The sequence below is a fragment of the Nostoc sp. genome, from assembly GCF_036919595.1.
Classification (GTDB): domain Bacteria; phylum Cyanobacteriota; class Cyanobacteriia; order Cyanobacteriales; family Nostocaceae; genus Nostoc.
The window spans coordinates 38,354-59,158 of record NZ_JBALCO010000092.1 but is presented as its reverse complement, the minus strand read 5'-3'; the positions used below and the strand labels follow the sequence as shown (position 1 = coordinate 59,158).

Genomic DNA, 20,805 nt, shown 5'->3' with positions numbered 1-20,805 from the left:
AAATATGCGTAACCTGAAACCCTTGTAGAGACGCAAAATTTCGTGTCTCTACATTCATTTTCGGAGATGTCTATAGTATTTTGCAATAAATTTGAGGATAAGTTTAGTATAATTAGCAATATTTTAAATTTTCTCTAAACTCGACTTTATCCATTTGCCAAAGGATTACCAAAGGAACCAGTGCGTAACTTGAAATCTGATTTATCAGTGCCTTTAAATTTTTCGACGCCAGCCATAAATGAAAATTCGCTAAGGCTTAAAACAAGTATGTCATACAAATAGAGTACAATTATCAATTGCTCTTAGAATAAGCTGACTACAGTTAAACATTAGTATATGAGCAGCAAAGCGCAATGTTTTGAAGGTATTACAGGAAACTCTTACATAAATTAATCTTTTAAATCTAATTAAGTTTAATAGCTTGCATTAAAATGTCGTGACTAAAAAGATTAGGTAGCCAACCGCAGACTAAACGATCCATTGCTTGCCTTGCCTTTTCACCCATTAGTCTGTTACGCAATCTACCCAAAGGAAAACTGCCACTGGCAAAGTGAGATTCTAAGCAAAGCTGAGATATAGGAGCAATAAGGTAACGAGGTGCAGTATGGAACGTATAGAAATGTAAGTGAGTTTTATCCATAATGCCACCATCAGTATATTCAAATTTGCCTAGCAATAACTTAGAACGTTCTCTCCAGTTAACAATATTTGGTAGGGCAATAATTACTTTGCCTCCTACTTTTAAATACGGCAATAATTTCTTGATTGTCGCAACCGGATCTACCAAATGTTCTAAAACGTGACAGAAAAGTAAAACATCAAACTCCTGGTCTAAATAAAAAGTATCTCGCTCAACATCTGCATAAATGCAATGGCTTAGTTGTTGTGACGCTCTTTGATATTCTGTCTGTGAACATGTGACCCCAGTAACCTGAGTCAAAGGATAAGCTTCATGAATTAACTTTCCATTACTCCCCACGCCGCAACCAATATCCAATATCTGGCGATCGCTCTCATCTAATAACTTTAGAATAGAAGGATTACCTTGATTACTATAGAGTGAGTTACTATTTAGTGGTTTGTACATAGTCATAAAAATCCTATTAATCTGGCGGTAATATAAAGCTTTTCCTTTGGCGAACATTCCACTTCTGGGGTAAAAGCTTCAGAAGTCCCAAAATGTGTTGATTAAACTTTCTATTCTTAAACAGGCTCTAAGTTAACTTTCCCTTTTTAATAACAAGTTCATATAGTTCTTTTCTTAGAAAAAGTGCATCAGTACCGACTATTACACCATTAGAACCTCTAACAAAGTCATATAAATTAAAAAGATAATAACCATATGCGTAGTTTTAGCTCATTCAAAAAGAGATGATGTTGATATAAATTTTGTCCATCTGCCAAAACAAATAGAGTTGGATATTTTGGCTTGTAGGAACTAATAATATTTTTGATTTCGAGACATGGATCTGTTGTTCTATAATTAAACTCAGGTAACCTAACAATCCTAATGCTAGGTATTTTTAGTACTTCCTTAAGAGAAATATTATTACCTTCAAAATCAAGAAATTTATTCCATCCAGAAGGTAAGGATATATAGACAAATTGAAGTCCACAAATTCTAGCAATAATTCGACCCGTATTCCATTCCGAAAAAGCATGACCTATCCCAGTAGTTGGATGAAGGATTGCAGTTAAAAAGCAAGGAGAAATCTTGTCTGTCGAATTGAGTGCTTCCCTACTCAGATTGTTAATACTTCTTTTAGAAAGATGTTTATCTAATTTTTTAACAAATGGTAAGTAAACAAATATTTTCCCCTTAATCATTCTGACTCGGCGAAAGTTATCGATTTTAAACAATACTTCAATATATCTTTCTACTTTCTTAGAAAGAAAACTTAAAAATGAAGTCATAAGTCTTCTCCTTAAACTTAAACTGCTGTCAATACTGGCAAACGTCAAGCAATTTCAGCATTTGATGCTATTATCAATACTATTTCTCTACCTTCTTCCTGAGCGCTCAATTATTTTTACCGGGAATATAACTGGGGAAATTAAGTATCCCTCTAAAAGGGTATAAAACAATCAGAATTAACCAAAAAGGAAGTAAAAGAAAGGTATCTTTTTTAAGAAAGTTTTTAGCTAAAACTAGATTATCCAAGTCTTTATGCTTATAATTTAGCAAAAGATAATATATGTTAACTATGTATGAGTAAACATAATAGATAAATCGTTCGATAGTTAAGCGTAACCAACCAGATTGAGAAAACTCAATTTCCCGATGCTTGAGATGCATCTCTTTTATCATCGAACTGATCTTCCAGGTATTATCATCAAACTGTCGAGTTTCTATATAGCTTCGGACAACAGGTTTTGCAACATAAAATGCATCCCAGTCATGGAGAAGTGACATCCACATATCAACGTCGGCATAAAAGCCATATATTGAGTTAAACATTCCCAATTTTTCAAATAGTGATTTTCGGCCTATCGCAATACCAAATACGGGTGAATCAAATCCCCAACGGCGAAAAAATATCTGACGTAGTAGATATTTACCTGATACTACTCCTTCAAATGGCTCTTTACATATGCAGACAATTTTTTCGGTGTCATTAATGGTTGTATGTTGATAGAAAGCAAATGCTACATTGGGATATTTGTCTAATGCCTCGTACCATAGAGCAAACAGTTCTGGCTCATACCTATCAGCATCATGTAAAATAGCAACATATTCATATTTTGCTATTCTGATACCTTCGTTAAGATTATGAGGCATTCTTAAATTGCGATCGCGTCTAACATAATGAATCCGATTATCTTTGGTAGCAAATTCTTCACAAATTTCCTTTGTATGATCTGGCGAACAATCATCACAAATAATGAGTTCAAAATTTGCAAAAGATTGATTGAGAATATCTTGTATTGCTAATTTCAGTCTTTCTGCACGATTATATGTAACAAGAACAGCGCTAATCATATTACAATACTTAAAAACAGTATGAGCATATTTAATCTTGAGCGCACCATTGTAAAATAGTCTTCAATCTAGCAGTATAAGTGTTTGATTCTTTAACTATAAACTGGATGCCTAGTTGCCTCATTTGCTCTCTCTCTATTGGATGATCCAAGAGCCACTTACATTTGTTTGCTAAGTCTTCAGGTGAAGAGAAAAATCCATATTCGGGATAGCAGGACAAAATTTTACGATGTTCTGAGGTGTCCTCATAAATTCCACATCCACCACAGGCAGCTATTTCAAATGTTCTCATAGTTGACTCATCTTTATTACGTTTTCTAACAATACCAAGTGACAACTTAGAACAATAAGTGGCTAACCGTAATTCATGTTCAAAAACTGCTGGTAGCTTTTGCCATTTTTTTAGATTCAATTTATGCCAAGCTGAACCATAGATTTTTAAATGAGATCCATTCAATGAAGCTATAGCATCCAAAAAAGGAATACGTTCACTATCACCTGTACCTATGAAGGAAATATCTGCTTTAAAGAAATCTTGCTCAACTTGAGAAACTTTTATCGGTTGGTGACAAAGAAACGCATCATAGCCAAATGGCAAAAAACTAACTTTTTTAACTTCATATTTAATTAGCTCTAACAAGATTTTGGTTTTTGTACTTATAACTAAATCATAATTTTTAAGATTAGATATAAAAAATGCACTATTATGGTTTGGATTCCACGGATAATCAGTTAAGTAATTAACAATCTTTGTACCTATTTGAGAACAGATATCGAATACTTCATTTGTTAAAGGAAAAATTCCTGTTACTAAAACGACTTGTGGACTAAACTCATTTATACAGTTAACTATTTTTTTATTCAACGACCACCATTCCAAAGGACGTTTTCCTGATATTTTAAAAAATATTTTGCCCCATGAATTTTTCATAGATGGAGCGTAGGAATTCCAGCTTGTATCGCTGGTATCGAACAAAATATTTAATTCTTGAGATGCTCTAACCAATATAGAACCTAATTGATAACTTTCTGAAGTATTGCCAACAATTAGTATTTTATAATTCATAATGAACATTTATTAGGTTTACCCAACCATTCATCGCATTCAAATCCATATAAATCTTTATTTATTAGTATCATAGTATAATTGTAATTCTGCAAAATAGCTTGACAATCACTAACTTCTTTTTTACCATGTGTAGCTAGTAATATAATTGGTCTATGTGCTTGAAAAAATTTTTCTCCACCCCTTAATACATTTGCTTCAGAACCTTCAACATCTATTTTAACTAAGCTAACTGGATTATTTAAATTATGTAACGAATCTAAAGTAATTACAGAAACTTCTAAATCTCCGTTATCTGTCAAATATCCTTGTGCGTGTAAATGAGAACTAGCAAAGTTATTTTTCCCTAATTTATCACTGACTGCTGCTAAAATAATCTCAATATTATCTATTTTATTCAACTGTATATGCTGATCAATAAACTCAATATTTCTAGGTAATGGTTCAAAAGATATTACTTTACCTGTTGCACCAACTAGACGGCTCAAGAAGATACTAAAAAAACCTACATTCGCACCAATATCTAAAACAGTAGTGCCTTCAAGCGATAACTCAGTCATTAGCTTCTGCTTATCTGCTTCATATGAGCCTAGCCACATTCCATGTACTCCACTTCCCACAATCCACTTCATTCCTTTTGCTGGGCCTTGCAGAATAGGAAGTATAGATTTTGTAGGTAATAAAGATAAAGGAAAACGAATAAGTTTTCCAATTGGATTGTTTGAGCGAATATTACTAAAATTAAATGCTATCATATATTAACTAAGCAATTAATTGAATATAAACATTTGTAGCTAGTTTACTTGAATTAGGTAATGATTTTAATTCTCTAGATTTTAAATTAGTTTGCAAGATTTCTTGCGAAATTATTTTTGCCAATTCCAGAAAATTATTACATGAAAAAATTCCACCATGTTTAATATCTGTTATCAATTCTTTTGCACAACCAACCTTATTACTTACAATAGCTCTCAACCCAAACTGAAGGGCTTCATTAACAACTAATCCCCAAGTTTCTCCACTTCTTGAAGGAAGAATTAATGTGTCTGCAATTGCATAATATTGACCTAATTCAGACTGATTTTTAAAACCAACAAAAATTGCTCTTTCACCTAACTGCACTTTTATTCTTCGTTCAAATTCTTCTCTTAATTCCCCATCTCCCACAGCAAGAAACCAAATTTTTTCTTTTTCTACTGGTGATAGATTTTCTAAGGCATCAGGAATTATTAAAGGATTTTTTGGTGGAAACATCTTGCCACAATAAATCAGAACATGGTCTTGTTCTCCAATACCTGCGTTAGCTCGTAAAGCTTCTCTCTGTGGTAGCCAAAAGTCCACCTGTTTTTGAAAAAACTCTATATCAATGGCGTAGTGAGCTAATGTCATACGACTCTTATCTACTCCCATCCACAAATAATGATTGATGGAATTTGTTCCAATAGGGAAAAAATGAGTAAATTGACGATAGTAAAAAGACAAGAATAATTGACGTATTTTGTCCTTAATATAAGAACGTGATAATGCCTCATCTGTTGTTTCTGCCCTAAGCATTAACTTATGTCCAGCTAGACGTAGCAACAAAGTACTAGCAGTAATAAAAGTAGGTGAATAAGCAAAAATAAGTATCGCATCAGGTTGATAGCTACTAATAGCATTAAAAGCTTTAGTCGCTAATCTGATACCTCTTAAGCCTTTTAAATCTTCCAAATAATTGTCAGATAAAAACTCGTGTTCAAAACCTACTGTTGGCTGACAATCCCATTGGAAGACTACGCCAAAGTTAGGATCTTCCCTTGGTATTACCCCATGATTACAACCAAAAAATACTTTTATTTGTAAATTTGGTTGCTGTGCTAACTCACGAAATACAGGTGCAAAATACTGAACTGGATGAGTAAGGAGAATTGCCAGTTTTATTAACATTTTATTTACTTTCTCCAGTATCTTTTAGAGGTTCTAAATTACTTTTATAGAAAATTAAGTAGTTTAGAAGTTAAAAAATGGTATTTGTTGAACACCATTGACATATTTCAAAAAGTAAACAAGAATCCTCTATTAATATTAAAATTCATGATTGAATTCCTAAATCATCCACATTAAACTCATATTGCGCCTATAACTTTACACAACCTAAATCTTGAACTACCTCAGAAAAAACACTGATTTTCCAAAATTATTAACCAGTTAAAGCAGTCTTAATCCAGTGATTTTACTTAAGTTAGACTTAATCTTATCCTTCTTCCCTGAATTATTCTTTCCATTATTTGTATGGGAGTAGTAGTAGTTGTAGTCATTATGATCAGTAGTTACACAATTCACTACCATTCCCAACACAGTCACACGCGAATGTTCTAACAGTGCTTTTGTAGTCTTAGCTGTATCAGAATTAACTACACCAGGACGTGTAACTAGCAAGATTCCATCTGCCATTTTGCCTATAATCGAGGCATCTGCCAGAAGGCTTAAAGGCGGAGTGTCAATAATCACGCAGTCATAATCTTGAGCAGCTTGTTGCAGTAACCCATTCATCCGCTGTGAGTCTAGTAGTGCAACAGGGTTGGGCGGTATGGTGCCAGAACTGAGCAATTCTAGATTTATCACCACTTCCTTGGCAGCTTCTGCTAACGTAGCCTGCCCCACTAAAACATTACTTAACCCCATTAAGTTAGATTGCTGCCACATTTCGTGTTGACGAGGACGACGCATATCTGCATCAATCAATAGCACTCGCCGTCCCATCTGGGCAGTAGCAACTGCTAAGTTAGCTGCCACAAAAGACTTGCCCTCATTCATCACAGAACTGCTAACCACAATCACGTTTAGTTCCTTATCAGAAAGGGTAAAACCCAGGTTAGTCTGGAGCATTTCAAAGGCTGCATTAACCGATGAATAAGGGTTATTAAGTACCACTAATTCGGTTGTACTTTCACCACGAGCCAGTCTAGCTTTTTGATCAAAAACCGGAATCGTACCCAACAAGGGATAGTCCAATAACTCTTGGGCTTCTTCTGCTGTCTTCACAGACTTGTCCACAGCTTCTAGCAATAAAGCTGCTCCAATAGCTAAGAAGAATCCTAAAAATCCCCCTAGTGCCAAATTCAAGCTAATATGAGGAGAAATTTTCTTCTTAGGAACTAAAGCCTCAGAAACAATCGTGGCGTTGCCTACATTTTGGTTCTCTACTAATTCAACTTCTTGCAACTTTCTCAGTATTTGCTCGTAGGTTGTTTGTGCTACTTGTAGCTGTCGTTGTAGCTGTAGCTGTTGTTGTTCCAGTTTGGGTAGGCTTCTGAGACGTGCTTGATAAAGTACAAATTCCTTCATTAATACACCAACTTGATTCTCCAATCCCAACCGTTCTACTTCCACTTGCACCAAATTAGCAGTTAGAGTCTGCTTGAGTTCTCCTATTTGTAAATCTTGCTCTGGGATAGGCTGTGAACTACCCAGAGTTTGGCTGACTCTTCCTTCTAGTTGCTTTTTGAGAGCTTGTTCTTTACTTAACAAATTAGTAATGACTGGGTGTTCATCGGTAAATTGTGACCTCTCCACTGCTAACTGGTCTTGAACCTTCTGATATTCTGATAGCACTTGTTGCACTGCTTTAGATTGACTTAAGTTGGTGAGTGCCATAGCGTGCCGTGTGTTCAATGCCAATTGATTTTGGAAAGCACCAGAACGGCTCTTAGCATCAACCAACTGCGCGCGTAGTTGGGTTATCTGGCTGGATAAGTCATTCAGCCTTTTGACTCCTTGTATAGCTTCTTCTTCTAGGGAAACAACCTCATATTTTTCTTTAAACCGACGCAGTGCTGCTTCCGCCTCTGTGACTTTTGCTTCTATTAGAGGTAATTGCTTGCTTAAAAATTTTCGTGCTGCTGTGGCTTCGGAACGGTTAATCCGAACATTATTTTCCAGATAAGCACTCATCAATGTATTGACGATAGCTGTGGCTTCTTGACGATTAGTACTACGGTAAGAAAGTTGTAAAATATCCGTCCCTCGGATACTCTTGATTTTCAAGTTAGGCAGAAAATTATCTATTTCTAATGGTTGTCCCAGATTATCTTTGAGCTGCAACTTAGCAATAGTTTTTTGACTCAGGGGGTAGGAGCGAATAATTTCGGCTTCGGTTTCCAAAGGGTTAGAGAGACTTGTCACTCCACTGAGTTGTCCCAGTTGTCCCATCTGCTCACTTGCACCTGTAAGGGAAGAGACACTACTTTGTTTATTAAAAAGGAGTTTGCCCTCGGCTTCATAAATTGGTTTTTGACTAAAAGTAACCAGCGCTGTAACTCCTAAGACCGACCCCATAATGGTTATTATCAGTAACCAACGTCTTTTTACAGTCAGCCAATAGTGTTGAAAATTAATCAGGTCTTGCTCGTTTTGATGAGAAGGCATAATTCACCTAATACTCTACATATGGAAACTGTTAAACATTTAGTTGGCTCATTTGTACTGATATAAAGCAGTTCTCGTTTGCATAAAGTGCATTTTTCAACCTTACCCCTAACCCTCTCCTTGGCAAGGAGAGGGAAGTGTTTGTGTCAGCAAATTCAGGGTGACGTTCCAACTGTATTGCACCGAAGTGAGAACTGAATATAGAGCAAAGAAGTAGAACAAGAGAGGTGATACAAGTAGATGGGTGTAAATAAATATAATATGGACTGTGATTGCGTTCGCTACGCAAACGCAATCACATATTACGTTTAATTATGCCTACCTACTTATCAACTGGTGTAATGTTCTTTAAAATTGCTCCTTATTGATTGCAACTGGATCTGAATAATCTATAAAGATTTAGTTAAAGATTATCAAGGTTTTTCTGTTAAAAAACCTACGTATTTTTACGGTTTTTTTTTGATTATGTTACTTAATTTTTAATGTATAATTTACTATAAACACTGTTAATGTATTTACTCAAGAAATATTTTAGCGACGCCGATAGTGAAGCGTTAGCGAGTATTCGTTCGCGCAGCGTCTCATAAGAGAGCGTCATAGCCCGCACTTCTCTACGAGACACTGCGCGTAGCAAGATCCCCGGTTCGACTACTTCGGCTGCGCTCAGTACAAGTGCGCTCACCAGCCGCTCAGTGACGACCGCCCCAAGTAAATCAATAAATATAATGAACAACAAATTTCGTCATAAGCTTTTTACAGCAAGATTTAGCGAAATTGAATTATCATCTGATTTTATGTCTCTCCAGATGTACGGAGCTTTCTCAAAAATCAAATAATATTTGTATATGAATTCAAATAGTTACGTAATTTCTACATGGTTGGATAGCTAAAATAAGGATTAAAAATAAAGGGTTAATAAAGATATGGTAAAACACACAATATGACTTTTCTTATTAAGCTCATAAAACTTGGTTTTTTTAGTAAATACTGGCTTTTATTTTCGATGGATTATCATTGATTTTGCTGAGATTTTGAAATATTTTTCACTAATAAAATTTTATATTAGAATTTCATGATAATTATTGATTGTGTCCAATTTTGTTAGATGTATGCTGTAATTTACTAATTTTTCCTAATTTCTGCAAATGACTATTACTCTTGCTGTTGGCAAAAAAACCAAGAAATTCTCTCAAACAGATAATCTGCTCTGTGTATTACTGTTATTAGGGGATATAGTGTGTTTCTTGTTGAGTTTGTCTCTCTCTTTATGGTTACGATTGAATAAAAATCTGAATAGTTTTGATCCTTTAATTTATTTATTTTTTTTCCTAGTTCTCGCAGGGCTGTATTTAGCAGATACTTACCATCCAGATACCCAAATAGCAGGGTTACGCGCTCCGTTCCGCATTTTGATTAGTAATGTTGTTGTTGGTAGTATTATCGCAGCTCTCATTTACTTTACTGATGTTTGGGGGAAAGATCTGATCTTGAAACGAGGAATTTTGCTCCCCAGCCTAGGCATATTTACTATCTGGGCAATGGGATCAAGAATATGGGCAGCCAAGTGGGTGCGATCGCAAGCTCAACACAGCCGTTGGCTAATTTTGGGTGCAGGTAAAAAAGCCATTTTATTTAGCAAAACTTTTTTAGAACACAGTTCATTAGGGCGCTTGGTTGTTCTAGCAACAGCAGAGCCAAACACCAATGAGTTAGCAAAAAGTAATCGAGTTTTTGTGGGGAGCCTCAATGACTTACCCCAATGGAGTCAACAACCTTGGTCAGGGGTAGTAGTAACAACTCCAATGGAATTATCTGGTGCAGAGATACAGCAGTTGATGCAGTTACGTTTATCTGGTGTCTCCATCTACGGGATTCCCGATATTTGTGAAACCTTGTGGCACAAACTTCCCTCATTTCTGCTTCAGGATAACTGGCTGGCTTTTGGTGCTGGTTTTAATTTAGCGGCTGACAGCATTAGTCAAAAGCTTAAGCGGTTATTAGACATTATTCTGGCATGGTCATTATTTCTGTTTTTATCTCCACTGATGTTGCTAGTAGTACTAGCAATTAAGTTAGATAGTCCAGGCCCAGTGTTATACACACAGATGCGGACTGGTTTGGAAGGAAAGCCCTTTAGAGTTTACAAATTTCGTTCCATGTATCAGGATGCCGAAAAACGGGGAGTGCAGTGGGCGAACGAACGAGATCCTCGGATTACTAGATTCGGACGCTGGTTACGCCTGACTAGAATCGATGAACTACCACAGATTTTAAACGTTCTCTGGGGAGAAATGAGCCTCATTGGCCCCCGTCCAGAACGGCCAGAATTTGATATCAAGCTGCGACAAGAAATTCCCTACTATGACTTACGTTATGTCATCAAACCCGGAATCACAGGCTGGGCGCAGGTAATGTATCCCTACGGTGCATCAGTAGAAGATGCTTACGAGAAATTAGCTTACGACCTCTACTACATCAAAAATTATTCCCTAGCTTTGGATTTAGCGATCATCTTCAAAACCATTCGGGTAGTATTACTGGGTAAAGGCAGATGAATAAAAAAGTCTTAGTTACTGGTGGAGCAGGATACATTGGCTCGCACGTGGTTTGTAAGTTGGGCGAAGCAGGTTACGATGTTGTGGTGTATGACAATTGTTCTACGGGTTCACCCCAAGCAGTATTGCATGGTGAGTTAATTATTGGTGATTTAAAAGATTCAGAATGTCTCTGTCAGGTCTTTTGTCAGCATCAATTTACAGCAGTGTTACACTTTGCTGGCAGTCTGAACGTACCCGAATCTGTTTCTCGTCCCCTAGACTATTACGCTAACAATACTCGCAACACCCTGAATTTACTCCGTTGTTGCAGCAACATGGATGTCAACCAAATTATCTTTTCCAGTACAGCAGCTGTTTATGGACAACCAGAAACAAGTCCTGTTACTGAATCCACACCAGCTGAACCTATTAACCCCTATGGGCGATCAAAACTTTCTTGTGAATGGCTGATTCGTGACTATGCAAAGGCTTCTGATTTACGTTACGTAATTTTACGATACTTTAATGTTGCTGGAGCAGAACCTGGTGGCCGATTGGGACAGATGTCAAAAGGAGCATCTGATTTAATTCGAGTTACGTGTGATGCTGCACTCAAACGCAGACTAGGAGTAAAAATTTTTGGTACAGATTTTCCTACACCAGATGGAACGGCAATTAGAGACTACATTCATGTTGAAGACCTAGCAGCAGCACATTTAGATGCTTTAACCTATCTAGAGCAAGGTAACAAAAGCCAAATTCTCAACTGTGGTTATGGACAAGGATACAGTGTCCGTCAAGTTATCGAACGGGTTAAGGTTATTTCTGGGGTAGATTTTCCGGTTATTGAAACAGAACGTCGCCCTGGTGATCCTGCTTGTGTGATCGCTGATGCTGATAAAATCTCTAAATTACTGGGTTGGCAACCAAAATATAATGATTTAGATCAAATTGTGTACACTACCCTAGCTTGGGAAATGCACCAGAAAGATTTGATGGTGACATCCTCCATACACTGATTCGGAGTACTGAATCAGTGTCAGTAAACCAAAAAGTTTTTCCTGAAAGGTGATCGCTATTAAGTAAAAAGGAAGCATCAAATGTAATCTAGGAACATCTGGTTTGATGTTCTTAGTGATACATCATGAGTTAAAGTGCTATACTAGTCCAATTTATTAATTGTTAACGATTCGTTGTTGATATTCCTGCTCAGTGATCATATCGAGAGTGTTCTCTAGACGATCTACAAATACGATACCGTCGAGGTGATCGAACTCGTGTTGAAAAATCCGAGCAATAAAATCGGTTAATTCTTGCTTCTGTAAGTTGCCTTGACAGTCACTGTATTCCACTTCAATAGATTTATACCGAGGAACTAACCCCCTAATTCCTGGAACACTTAAACAACCTTCCCAATCTTTGACAACTTCAGTTGAATGAGCAATGATTTTGGGATTAATCATCGCAGTAGGTTGCATTTCCGGGGCATTGGGATACCTGGCATTAGGACGGGAAGCCACAATAAATAAACGATAGGATTGTGCTACTTGAGGCGCAGCAATTCCTACGCCGTTAGCCTTGGCAACGGTGGCGATTAAGTCTTCAATTAATTTTTGGATATGCTCATCTTGAATATTCTCAACCCAAGCAGCTTTTTGACGCAATGTTGGATTGCCTAATTGAATTATTGGCGCTAATTCAGTCATGATAAAAACTCCTTTTGGTAACGGGGCATTGGGCATTGGGCACTTGTACTGAGCATCTCGGCTTGCTTCTCTTCGAGAGGCTGCGCCAACGACTGCGCTACTTCGACGCCGCTCAGTACAAGTCAGCACAAGTCACTCGATGGAACCGGCGTCGTAAAGCCTGCGGCATAGCTACGCTTAGGGCACAGCCTCTCTAAGAGTTGTATTGGGCATTAGTTATTCTCTCCTACTCAGCACTCATTACTCCTTACTTCTAATATCATCCTTCACGTCTCACGGGCAAAGGAGCAGGTTGGATTCCTACTTGGACAATTTGCCCATTGCGTTCCACTTCTATTGGTAACTTAGTCCCGATTTTGCTCTTTTCTACTAGCTTTTGTACTTCTTCAATTTTAGTAACAGGCTGGTTATTAATGCTTTTAATCACATCGCCAACTCGTAGTCCAGCCACAGATGCAGGCGATCGCGGCACAATCTCAACCAGCAAAACGCCGTCATCTGCTGTAATATTTAAGCCATCGCCTGCTACATTTTTTATTCTTTCTTTATTTTCTGGTGTCAATGTCACCATCTGAACACCCAAATAAGGATGATCGACTTTGCCTTTAGCAATTAATTCTTGGGCAATTTTTTGCACAGTGTTGATGGGAATAGCAAATCCTAAGCCTTGAGCGCCTCGAATAATAGCTGTGTTCATCGCAATTACCTGGCCACGAGCATTTAACAATGGGCCACCAGAGTTACCAGGATTAATCGCAGCATCCGTTTGGATGTAATCAACCCGCTTGTCACTAGCACCGATATCACTACCAGAGCGACCTGTAGCACTAATAATCCCAGAAGTGACGGTATTATTCAAGCCTAACGGGTTGCCAATAGCTATTACTGCTTCTCCTGGTTGTAAGGCATCGGAGTTACCCACAGATAGAGTTGGCAGATTATTAGCGTCAATTTTGATCGTAGCCACATCTGTTACTGGGTCTTCACCCAAAACTTTCCCGTCAAAAGTCCGGCCATCTTTGAGTATGACAGTCACTCTATCAGCACCATCTACCACATGAGAATTGGTCACAATTTGACCTGAGGAATTAATGATAAATCCAGAGCCGCTACCCTGCTCTACCCGTTGTCTAGGCTGTGGCGCTGCGTCTTTAAAAAACCGCTGGAAAAATGGATCGTTAAATTCGTCTGGTACGCGAGAAGTGATTGTTCGGGAAGAATCAATGCGAACTACCGCAGGCCCCACATTTTGCACTACTTTTACCACAAAATTAGGATCTCCAGACGACGAGAAAATCGGCGGGGGGATGATTCCCGGATTAGGTTCTATTGTTTTTTGGGCTTGAGTGTCGCTTTGTCGAGTCTCAAAGGTCTTGGCTGGTAGAACAGAGCAGCTCCCTAAGAACACCACTGCTACCCCATATGAGAGCATCCACAACCTGTAGGGAAAACCCCTGGTATCAATCTTTTTGGGCGCTAAATCATCGTTTGTTGTCTTCATGTGTCCTTGCTTCTCCGTATAAATCGCTGGTGTGCCTACCGGGTATGTCCCAAAATGATTACAACTTAAAAGCTTATTCTAGGTCTAGCGTGTCTCAATGCTAAATTGGTGCTTTATCTTCTATTGTGACGATTAGCAGCAAAGGTGGTGGATGATGGAAATTCCTATAGAAAGTCTGTGGAGTCAGGTACTAGAGCGCCTACAGCTTGAACTATCCCGACCCACCTTTGAAACTTGGATCAAAACTGCTAGTGCGGAGCGATTAGAAAATAATTGTTTGGTAATCCGTACTCCTAACCCGTTTGCTCGTAATTGGTTACAGAAGTACTACATCAATACCATTGCTCATGTAGTACAAGATATTCTGGGTCATCCGGTGGGAATTTATATTACCGTTGCTCAAGGTGATGAAGTTTCTCATTTTAGTGAACGAGAGATTTCTTGGGAATCACCAAATCCTAGCAGTATTTCTGAAGCTGTTCCTAATCATAACCAAAAAACTACTGAATTAAACTCAAAATATATATTTTCGCGATTTGTAGTTGGTGCTAACAATCGGATGGCTCACGCTGCTTCTTTGGCAGTTGCGGAATCTCCAGGTAGGGAGTTTAATCCTTTATTTTTATGCGGTGGCGTAGGTTTAGGTAAAACTCATTTGATGCAGGCTATTGGTCATTATCGCTGGGAAATTTGTCCAGATTGTAAAATATTTTATGTTTCTACTGAGCAGTTTACTAATGATTTAATTACAGCGATTCGTAAAGATAGTATGCAAAGTTTTCGAGAACATTACCGAGCCGCTGATGTTTTATTAGTTGATGATATTCAGTTTCTGGAAGGGAAGGAATACACCCAAGAAGAATTTTTTTATACTTTTAATACTTTACATGAAGCTGGTAAACAAGTTGTCATTGCTTCCGATCGTCCTCCTAACCAGATTCCTAGCTTGCAAGAACGTCTTTGTTCTCGGTTTTCTATGGGGTTAATTGCAGACATCCAAAAGCCAGATTTAGAAACTAGAATGGCAATTTTGCAGAAAAAAGCCGAGGATGAAAATATTCGTCTTCCCCGTGACGTGATTGAGTATATTGCTTCTAACTATACTTCTAATATTCGAGAATTAGAAGGAGCTTTAATTCGGGCAGTAGCTTATATTTCTATTTGGGGCTTACCGATGACGGTGGAAAATATTACACCAGTTTTAGAACCGCCTAACGAAAAAATGGCAGCTACCCCAGAAGCAATTTTAAAGGTTGTGGCGCATAATTTTGATGTTTCAATAGACGACCTTAAAGGTAACTCACGACGAAGAGAGATTAGCTGGGCGCGTCAAATAGGAATGTATCTAATGCGTCAACATACATCCCTAAGTTTGCCGAGAATTGGCGAGGAGTTTGGTGGTAAAGATCATACAACGGTAATCTATAGTTGCGATAAAATTACCCAACTCCACGAGAGCGATCGTACCTTAGCACAAACACTACGCCAACTGAGCGATCGCATCAATATGACTAGTCGTTCTCAAAAACCATCCTGAAGATGTATTTTAAGTTTTCCACAACCAGCAGTCTGATTATGAGCTTTCACGGCTAAATAATTAGTTGAAAATATTAAGTAACATATAAAAATTGATTAAATTTAACTTAGATTATGGAAAAAATCTTACTTTTCGTAGAAGATTCCGTGGAAAACTTGATATTTTGCTGATAAAACTTAATTAAGTATAATTACCTGGTGGAAAAGTACTTGAGTTTTTCCACAAGTTTTCCACAGATAGTCAACTTGCCTAATATCAAAAAGAAACAGTAATAAATTAGACTTTTCAAATAACCGTAAAATAGCAGCAAGTCATCTTTCTGACGGTTACTGAACAGGTGGTAGATAGCATCTTCTATTTCCTGTCTTTGGGAATTTTTCAGCACTGTGATATCTGCCATAGCAAAGCCACCCATCTCTGGGTTTACCAAAACTCGCTGCATCGCTTCAACATCTTTAACAGCACCAGGTAGCGAGTTCAACCCCGGCTCATATTCACTAACCCCGATTAACAGTGCTACCTTCGCCATCTTTACTATCTTGTGTATTTATTTGTCTTATTCACAAAATCCTCTGCTAGCTGCCTGAGCGAATTCTAAATCCTCATAACTACTGGCTTTTAGGTTAACTTCTCTGCCGCGTTAGGTGCTTGAATTCCCAGCTTAATTGATTTGTTGCCCAATTACTCTACCCAGATTTTTGAGTGCTACTCAAAAGCTACTCAAAAAAGGCTATTCATTAATTAGGGGGTAATTCCAAACTAATGCGCTCCTTCCTTGGCTACACAGTACTTTCAGGCTTGTTTCTCGATAGTACTACTCAATCGCTACTCAAAAGTACCATCTTTAGCCATATTTTTCGCGATCGCAAGCAGTGATCGCGCTACTCAAACACTACTCACTTGACCGCCACCCAATCGGTGACACGAGGATTTTCAGTCCAACGGAAATAGAGCGGGTTTAGCTTGGTATCAAAGGATTTTATCGCTACAAGCTTTCCTTTTCTGCCTAAACCTTGCCTAAAAGTAGTCGGATGAACGCCTAAAATTTGGCGATCGCACTTGATGACAGGGCATATGTTCTGCTGATAGAGTCGAACGGCGCACCACATCCCCCATTACTAAGGGCTTAACACCAAATTGCTGATATCCTGCCACGAGGGAATGCAGGACGATCAAAAATCGTTCTATCCATCAATACAGTTCAGTTAAGGAAATTAATCTGTTGAGCAAGGCTTGGGGGCAGGGGGGCAGAGGAGCAGAGGCGAAAGAACTAATAGACGTTAACTCTTCATCTCCCCTGCTGTCTCAACGAATAAATGTCTTAACCCAAGCATATTGTTTTATTCATCTCGAAAGTATGCAGAATTTTGTGCAATTAGGAGAAGTAACCTACAACGCTGCTAGAGAGCGGCTAAACACTATGGCAATCAGAGGTAAGCTCTTGCCAGAATGGGATAACCTACCACTAAATTATCAACAGAGATTTGAAGAAGAAGTAATCCGAGTTAGCGCGATTTCTTTACAATTACTTCTCCCTAACGAATTTTGGCTTGAGTGGACAGACAATGAAAATTATTAGAGTGAATCCCCGGTAAGTTTCAAAACTTTTTGCCAGGCTTCTAGGCAGTCCCAAGCTTCTTTATAAGAACTGTGTAAATGATTGCACATTGGTTGAGGGTCGCTTTTTTCACAAGTTCTAGCAGTTAATCGCCAGTATCCAGTTTTTTGCCCTTGTGAATCAATAAGTTGTAAAACTTGAATAATCATAAATTACTCACGATTTTTCAAATCATGCTGTTTTTGAATAAGTGCTTGAATTTCTTTTCTTTCAGCCCTTTCTTCACTAAATAATTCTTTTGTCTTATTCCAGGTGTGATTAATTTTCTCGTTCAACCCGTTGGCTTGTAAAAGATTAGCCTCTTTGTAGTTAGCATAATCTTGTAAGTGAATATCGACTTTTCTGTCAGTTAAGACAAATTTATCATTCAAGTTATTTTTACAATTATCAATTAGCAAAAAGCCTTTGGTTTCTAAATTGGAAATCTTAGAATTAATGCTTGGCTCAATTGCAAGTTTATAAATAGCAGATATAATCGCAAAAATGCCAGCAATAACAACAACGTCATCGTGAATATTCATTCTGGCATATCCTCCTAAACTTGAATTGACAGTTATCCGGCTGAGTTGTGGGTGTAAAATCCGTATAATTCCACTTCTCCTAAGCATAGGTAGCCCGCACCCGAAGAATCTGCACCGTTTTGCAATAATCGGAAATAAGAGTATTTTGTAGTTGTTGAAACGGGTATTGTTAACCACTGACTAATGCTACTTAGTGTGTTGTTATTTATTTGCTCATCTACTACATCCCAGTTAATTCCATCATTGCTTCCTAGTAATTGCCAATTTCTCGGATAATAATCGGCATTATTTGACCTAGTTTTAATGCTGTACTTAGTGGGTTTCAACTTACAATTTGTAAGTTGAAATTGTACGTAATTATTTGCATTAATATTCGAGAACCATTGACTTGAAACTCTGTCTACCAAGCTGGATAATGATCCGTTTTCAGTAGAACTAGCACTAATCAGGACTCCGTTTCCTGTAGGATTGCTCCAGTCCGTTGTTTTAGCGTTTGTCCCAAGGTAGTAAAATAATCCGTTTGTGTCACCGTCTGAAGCATAGTTGAGATTAATCTCAAGATTAGTTGTACCTGTACTAAGAAAGTCAGCTTTTAAAATTTTATACAGTGTTCCATCTGAAGCAACCATTAAAACATAATCGCCGTCTGCAACTTGATTTCTTACCTCGGTAGGTATAGCAATAATTGGATTAGTTACTGGCATTTTAAGTCAACTCTCTTACTAAAGCATTTCCATTGATAGCAGACCAAATACCACTAATTACTCCGGTGTAATTAAATGGTGTTTCATAATAACCACCTGCAAACAATTTGGCAGTAAAAGCGCTTGTTGTTGCAGTTGGGCCTAATTCTAAATATAAAATTGCTGTGCTGTTATTCCAGATTGTCGCACCCTTACGATTACTATTAGCAGCTAAAATAGTTTGGTTAGAAGTAGAGGAAGCAACTGTGGTAGGCGTTGAAGTATCACTAGTTGGGGGGGTTACTGTAATTTGAGCCGGATTAACAAGAGCCATTTAATAATTACACTCCACATAAGACAATTTACAGTTACTGGCAGAAATTGCACTAACTTTGCCTTGGTAAAGGTTGTTAGCATTGATTTCGTAGCTTCCCCCTCCAGGTTTGAGGATAATTCCTTTATTAATAGCTCCAGTATTTGAACTTCCCAAAATTAAAGTGATTTCCCCTGAAGAGTTATTAACAAAACATGCATAGGCTCTAGTTTTATTGATTCCAAGTATGTCAGACGGAACATTTTTGTTTAAAATTTTTTCATCATTAACACATTCATCAAATTTGTTTGCAGATGTGTTAGAAGGATTGTTTATCATTCTTAAGCAGTTGGATCTATGACATTATTGATAAAGCTCTCAGGGTCTATACCCACTACTACAACGTATTGAAACGTTGGAGCGTCAATTGTTCCGGTTAAATGCTTTTCACATAATTCAATGGGTGCTAAAGGTGGGCTAGCGGCTGCTCTTGCTGTGTTAATCGCAACTGTAAATTCAGCCAATGCTTCTAAAAATTTTAATATCCCTTTAATAGCACTCGTATTAAAAGTTAAGTTATCTCCTGTAATTTGATTGAAGTTTAACTTAACTTGACTGTTTCCTACAAACTCTAGAGAACCAGCCGGCAAAGAAGTAGAAAGTTCCGAATAAGTAATCATTGTGATAAATTATTGAGTTGAGCTTAACATTGGTAAGTTTCCTTACCGCTAAATTACTAAATTCCGGGACATTCTTTATTGCAAGCGTCTACAACTTGGACAACATCAAAACCTTGATAATCAAGCAAGTCTAAAAATTCGCCAGGAGGCAATTCACCCACGAGTAGCTTTTGAGCAGCCACGCACCTTTGGATCATTGCCTCTACCGAATCTCCATCTTGTTCCCCTGTTTGCACGTTAAACGGAAGATAAAGAAAACTACTCATTAATCTATAAGCACGTAGTATTCGGGTGTAAACCAAATTCGACCGTAGGGGCCAAGTACCTCTTTTTTGGCTGAGGCAATAGCTTTTACTAAAGTTACAACCCCTTTGATTCCTCCGGCAGGAGAAGTAATTGGGGCTGAATAACTAGATTGTTGTCCGTTTGGTTGATAACTCATGTAAGGACGACCGCTATTTTTAGCGTGTTTCACTGTTCCCTCACCGGTAGATCTTGTAGCGTGAATTTTAGCAGTCTTAAAACCTTTGGGTGGATTACCATCGGCTGCTGGCGGAAGTAATCCTAGTTCTGAAAGCGCATCCTCTGTAAAAAATTTATACGACTCAATGGCCCCGTGAATCGTATAATATAGAGCCTCTGCTTCAGGATGGGACATCACTGTATAGCGAGATTTCTGTGTTTGTCTGTGTTTCCCGGTTGAGCCAAGTTCTCTAATTGGAGCCTCATATTCTCTTCTAGCTGTTGCATATTTAAGCTGGGCTTTAAGATAGTTTTCTGATTTTCGGTGAGACATATTTTTAATTTCTTAAATGGTTTTAATTATTAGGAATTAGTACCAAGGGCGTGCAAGACTTGCGGCGAAACTCCTAACTTAGCCACAATATTGCCTTGAACTTGCACCTTCCCGTCAGACCCCAAATTGCCATAGGTTAACGTTGGGAAAGCCGCGAGTTTTTCCCCTGCGGATTGACCAGTGTTAGCAGCCACCTGTGCTGCTGCTGCAAATTCCCGCAGTTTAATCAGAAAATCAACCACACCACCAGCGGATAACGCCCCAATATGAGTGCCAGTAATCAAGCTGACGTCAATCATCACTTTGGCGGCATCACCGACACCTGTAACTGCGATCGCTCCCGTAATTCCTGATGCATCCTCTAGCTGTTGCCAAGTCAAATCTGTAATTGCTGTCATTATCCAAAGGATTTAGCTACTTGTCTGTAATCCAGTCATAACAGCACTTTTTATCAAATCTA

At 38.0% G+C, this 20,805-nt stretch carries 24 protein-coding genes; 4 read left to right on the top strand and 20 right to left on the bottom strand.

Annotation, left to right across the window (positions count from 1 at the left end; genetic code table 11):
- Positions 1-403: 403 nt before the first annotated feature.
- The 7 genes from V7K21_RS13540 to V7K21_RS13510 all read right to left on the bottom strand — a co-directional run bounded on the left by V7K21_RS13540 (position 404) and on the right by V7K21_RS13510 (position 8,453).
- The gene (locus tag V7K21_RS13540) at positions 404-1,087 is read right to left on the bottom strand and encodes a class I SAM-dependent methyltransferase (RefSeq protein ID WP_335174986.1); all 684 of its coding nucleotides are present in this window, start codon (positions 1,085-1,087) and stop codon (positions 404-406) included.
- Positions 1,088-1,323: 236 nt separating this feature from the next.
- Positions 1,324-1,914 (bottom strand): hypothetical protein, encoded by a 591-nt coding sequence (locus tag V7K21_RS13535; RefSeq protein WP_335174984.1) that lies wholly within the window; start codon positions 1,912-1,914, stop codon positions 1,324-1,326.
- Positions 1,915-2,020: 106 nt separating this feature from the next.
- Positions 2,021-2,980, bottom strand: a complete 960-nt coding sequence (locus tag V7K21_RS13530; protein ID WP_335174982.1) for a glycosyltransferase family 2 protein — start codon at positions 2,978-2,980, stop codon at positions 2,021-2,023.
- A 31-nt stretch (positions 2,981-3,011) separates the two neighbouring features.
- Positions 3,012-4,046 (bottom strand): CgeB family protein, encoded by a 1,035-nt coding sequence (locus tag V7K21_RS13525; protein ID WP_335174980.1) that lies wholly within the window; start codon positions 4,044-4,046, stop codon positions 3,012-3,014.
- Positions 4,043-4,801 (bottom strand): FkbM family methyltransferase, encoded by a 759-nt coding sequence (locus V7K21_RS13520; protein WP_335174978.1) that lies wholly within the window; start codon positions 4,799-4,801, stop codon positions 4,043-4,045. Before V7K21_RS13520 ends, V7K21_RS13525 begins: the two co-directional genes overlap by 4 nt.
- 7 nt (positions 4,802-4,808) lie before the next feature.
- Positions 4,809-5,972 (bottom strand): glycosyltransferase family 4 protein, encoded by a 1,164-nt coding sequence (locus V7K21_RS13515; protein WP_335174976.1) that lies wholly within the window; start codon positions 5,970-5,972, stop codon positions 4,809-4,811.
- 261 nt (positions 5,973-6,233) lie between these two features.
- Entirely contained in the window at positions 6,234-8,453 is a 2,220-nt protein-coding gene (locus V7K21_RS13510) for a GumC family protein (RefSeq protein ID WP_335174974.1), read from the bottom strand.
- 1,145 nt (positions 8,454-9,598) lie between these two features.
- Here V7K21_RS13510 and V7K21_RS13505 point away from each other — a divergent pair.
- Positions 9,599-11,008: a sugar transferase gene (locus V7K21_RS13505; RefSeq protein WP_335174972.1), complete on the top strand. Its 1,410-nt coding sequence runs from the start codon at positions 9,599-9,601 to the stop codon at positions 11,006-11,008.
- Positions 11,005-12,009 carry a UDP-glucose 4-epimerase GalE gene (galE, locus tag V7K21_RS13500; protein ID WP_335174970.1) on the top strand — a complete coding sequence of 335 codons (1,005 nt, stop codon included), beginning with the start codon at positions 11,005-11,007 and terminating at the stop codon, positions 12,007-12,009. Before V7K21_RS13505 ends, galE begins: the two co-directional genes overlap by 4 nt.
- A gap of 156 nt (positions 12,010-12,165) precedes the next feature.
- Here galE and def read toward each other — a convergent pair whose 3' ends face one another.
- Both def and V7K21_RS13490 read right to left on the bottom strand, forming a co-directional pair.
- Complete coding sequence (def, locus tag V7K21_RS13495; protein ID WP_335174968.1) at positions 12,166-12,696, bottom strand: peptide deformylase; 531 nt, start codon at positions 12,694-12,696, stop codon at positions 12,166-12,168.
- 259 nt (positions 12,697-12,955) lie between these two features.
- Positions 12,956-14,197, bottom strand: coding sequence for an HhoA/HhoB/HtrA family serine endopeptidase (locus V7K21_RS13490; protein WP_335174966.1), 1,242 nt, complete (start codon positions 14,195-14,197; stop codon positions 12,956-12,958).
- A gap of 154 nt (positions 14,198-14,351) precedes the next feature.
- On the opposite strand from V7K21_RS13490, the gene dnaA reads away from it, so the two are divergent.
- Positions 14,352-15,734 (top strand): chromosomal replication initiator protein DnaA, encoded by a 1,383-nt coding sequence (dnaA, locus tag V7K21_RS13485; RefSeq protein ID WP_335175113.1) that lies wholly within the window; start codon positions 14,352-14,354, stop codon positions 15,732-15,734.
- A 190-nt stretch (positions 15,735-15,924) separates the two neighbouring features.
- Here dnaA and V7K21_RS13480 read toward each other — a convergent pair whose 3' ends face one another.
- Positions 15,925-16,263 (bottom strand): caspase family protein, encoded by a 339-nt coding sequence (locus V7K21_RS13480; RefSeq protein ID WP_442948879.1) that lies wholly within the window; start codon positions 16,261-16,263, stop codon positions 15,925-15,927.
- A 488-nt stretch (positions 16,264-16,751) separates the two neighbouring features.
- Positions 16,752-16,889, bottom strand: coding sequence for a hypothetical protein (locus V7K21_RS13475; RefSeq protein ID WP_335174964.1), 138 nt, complete (start codon positions 16,887-16,889; stop codon positions 16,752-16,754).
- A gap of 67 nt (positions 16,890-16,956) precedes the next feature.
- Here V7K21_RS13475 and V7K21_RS13470 point away from each other — a divergent pair, with 67 nt between their 5' ends.
- A complete protein-coding gene (locus tag V7K21_RS13470; protein WP_335174962.1) occupies positions 16,957-17,313 on the top strand; it encodes a hypothetical protein in 357 nt (118 codons plus the stop codon).
- Here the strand turns inward: V7K21_RS13470 and V7K21_RS13465 are convergent.
- From V7K21_RS13465 to V7K21_RS13425, 9 genes are read right to left on the bottom strand one after another with little or no spacing between them, the layout of a single operon-like run.
- A complete protein-coding gene (locus V7K21_RS13465) occupies positions 17,310-17,501 on the bottom strand; it encodes a hypothetical protein (RefSeq protein ID WP_335174960.1) in 192 nt (63 codons plus the stop codon). The two genes, V7K21_RS13470 and V7K21_RS13465, sit on opposite strands and share 4 nt — an antisense overlap.
- A gap of 3 nt (positions 17,502-17,504) precedes the next feature.
- Positions 17,505-17,873 (bottom strand): hypothetical protein, encoded by a 369-nt coding sequence (locus V7K21_RS13460; RefSeq protein ID WP_335174958.1) that lies wholly within the window; start codon positions 17,871-17,873, stop codon positions 17,505-17,507.
- A 32-nt stretch (positions 17,874-17,905) separates the two neighbouring features.
- Positions 17,906-18,577 carry a discoidin domain-containing protein gene (locus tag V7K21_RS13455; RefSeq protein ID WP_335174956.1) on the bottom strand — a complete coding sequence of 224 codons (672 nt, stop codon included), beginning with the start codon at positions 18,575-18,577 and terminating at the stop codon, positions 17,906-17,908.
- A gap of 1 nt (position 18,578) precedes the next feature.
- Entirely contained in the window at positions 18,579-18,890 is a 312-nt protein-coding gene (locus V7K21_RS13450) for a hypothetical protein (RefSeq protein WP_335174954.1), read from the bottom strand.
- On the bottom strand, positions 18,891-19,208 hold the full coding sequence (locus V7K21_RS13445; protein WP_335174952.1) for a hypothetical protein: 318 nt from the start codon (positions 19,206-19,208) through the stop codon (positions 18,891-18,893).
- 2 nt (positions 19,209-19,210) lie between these two features.
- A complete protein-coding gene (locus V7K21_RS13440) occupies positions 19,211-19,549 on the bottom strand; it encodes a hypothetical protein (protein ID WP_335174951.1) in 339 nt (112 codons plus the stop codon).
- A gap of 56 nt (positions 19,550-19,605) precedes the next feature.
- A complete protein-coding gene (locus V7K21_RS13435; protein WP_335174949.1) occupies positions 19,606-19,815 on the bottom strand; it encodes a hypothetical protein in 210 nt (69 codons plus the stop codon).
- On the bottom strand, positions 19,815-20,345 hold the full coding sequence (locus V7K21_RS13430) for a hypothetical protein (protein WP_335174947.1): 531 nt from the start codon (positions 20,343-20,345) through the stop codon (positions 19,815-19,817). Before V7K21_RS13430 ends, V7K21_RS13435 begins: the two co-directional genes overlap by 1 nt.
- A gap of 29 nt (positions 20,346-20,374) precedes the next feature.
- Entirely contained in the window at positions 20,375-20,743 is a 369-nt protein-coding gene (locus V7K21_RS13425) for a hypothetical protein (RefSeq protein ID WP_335174946.1), read from the bottom strand.
- Between the last annotated feature and the right edge of the window lie 62 nt (positions 20,744-20,805).

Bases quoted from the DNA above. Each gene is read 5' to 3' on its own strand.
- V7K21_RS13520 (WP_335174978.1), bottom strand. From the start codon at position 4,801: ATGATAGCATTTAATTTTAGTAATATTCGCTCAAACAATCCAATTGGA.
- V7K21_RS13440 (WP_335174951.1), bottom strand. From the start codon at position 19,549: ATGATTACTTATTCGGAACTTTCTACTTCTTTGCCGGCTGGTTCTCTA.
- V7K21_RS13445 (WP_335174952.1), bottom strand. From the start codon at position 19,208: ATGATAAACAATCCTTCTAACACATCTGCAAACAAATTTGATGAATGT.
- V7K21_RS13505 (WP_335174972.1), top strand. From the start codon at position 9,599: ATGACTATTACTCTTGCTGTTGGCAAAAAAACCAAGAAATTCTCTCAA.
- V7K21_RS13455 (WP_335174956.1), bottom strand. From the start codon at position 18,577: ATGCCAGTAACTAATCCAATTATTGCTATACCTACCGAGGTAAGAAAT.
- V7K21_RS13530 (WP_335174982.1), bottom strand. From the start codon at position 2,980: ATGATTAGCGCTGTTCTTGTTACATATAATCGTGCAGAAAGACTGAAA.
- dnaA (WP_335175113.1), top strand. From the start codon at position 14,352: ATGGAAATTCCTATAGAAAGTCTGTGGAGTCAGGTACTAGAGCGCCTA.
- V7K21_RS13535 (WP_335174984.1), bottom strand. From the start codon at position 1,914: ATGACTTCATTTTTAAGTTTTCTTTCTAAGAAAGTAGAAAGATATATT.
- V7K21_RS13430 (WP_335174947.1), bottom strand. From the start codon at position 20,345: ATGTCTCACCGAAAATCAGAAAACTATCTTAAAGCCCAGCTTAAATAT.
- V7K21_RS13490 (WP_335174966.1), bottom strand. From the start codon at position 14,197: ATGAAGACAACAAACGATGATTTAGCGCCCAAAAAGATTGATACCAGG.
- V7K21_RS13480 (WP_442948879.1), bottom strand. From the start codon at position 16,263: ATGGCGAAGGTAGCACTGTTAATCGGGGTTAGTGAATATGAGCCGGGG.
- V7K21_RS13425 (WP_335174946.1), bottom strand. From the start codon at position 20,743: ATGACAGCAATTACAGATTTGACTTGGCAACAGCTAGAGGATGCATCA.
- V7K21_RS13510 (WP_335174974.1), bottom strand. From the start codon at position 8,453: ATGCCTTCTCATCAAAACGAGCAAGACCTGATTAATTTTCAACACTAT.
- V7K21_RS13465 (WP_335174960.1), bottom strand. From the start codon at position 17,501: ATGATTATTCAAGTTTTACAACTTATTGATTCACAAGGGCAAAAAACT.
- V7K21_RS13525 (WP_335174980.1), bottom strand. From the start codon at position 4,046: ATGAATTATAAAATACTAATTGTTGGCAATACTTCAGAAAGTTATCAA.
- V7K21_RS13515 (WP_335174976.1), bottom strand. From the start codon at position 5,972: ATGTTAATAAAACTGGCAATTCTCCTTACTCATCCAGTTCAGTATTTT.
- V7K21_RS13435 (WP_335174949.1), bottom strand. From the start codon at position 19,815: ATGAGTAGTTTTCTTTATCTTCCGTTTAACGTGCAAACAGGGGAACAA.
- def (WP_335174968.1), bottom strand. From the start codon at position 12,696: ATGACTGAATTAGCGCCAATAATTCAATTAGGCAATCCAACATTGCGT.
- galE (WP_335174970.1), top strand. From the start codon at position 11,005: ATGAATAAAAAAGTCTTAGTTACTGGTGGAGCAGGATACATTGGCTCG.
- V7K21_RS13450 (WP_335174954.1), bottom strand. From the start codon at position 18,890: ATGGCTCTTGTTAATCCGGCTCAAATTACAGTAACCCCCCCAACTAGT.
- V7K21_RS13540 (WP_335174986.1), bottom strand. From the start codon at position 1,087: ATGTACAAACCACTAAATAGTAACTCACTCTATAGTAATCAAGGTAAT.
- V7K21_RS13460 (WP_335174958.1), bottom strand. From the start codon at position 17,873: ATGAATATTCACGATGACGTTGTTGTTATTGCTGGCATTTTTGCGATT.